The sequence below is a fragment of the Pseudomonas sp. SIMBA_067 genome (assembly GCF_046534675.1).
Taxonomy (GTDB): Bacteria; Pseudomonadota; Gammaproteobacteria; order Pseudomonadales; family Pseudomonadaceae; genus Aquipseudomonas; species Aquipseudomonas putida.
In genome coordinates, this window is the sequence record NZ_JAWRYH010001553.1 from 1 (window position 1) to 228 (window position 228).

The 228-nt window shown below is 61.4% G+C and carries 1 protein-coding gene; it reads left to right on the top strand.

Translation table 11 applies throughout. The features are described 5' to 3' along the window. A partial coding sequence (locus SB765_RS34670) for a glycine--tRNA ligase subunit alpha (protein ID WP_410933160.1) occupies positions 1 to 228 on the top strand: 228 nt, incomplete at both ends.

The following is a 228-nucleotide window of genomic DNA, read 5'->3' on the forward strand; positions in this document are numbered from 1 at the left end:
GTTCGACTTCTATGAAAGCGAAGCCAAGCGCCTGATCGAACTCGACCAGCCGCTGCCGTTGCCAAGCTATGAAATGGTGTTGAAGGCCTCCCATACCTTCAACCTGCTGGACGCCCGCCGTGCCATCTCGGTAACCGCGCGTCAGCAATACATCCTGCGTGTCCGCACCCTGGCGCGTTCCGTCGCCCAAGCCTACCTGCTGGCACGCGCCAAGCTGGGCTTCCCGAT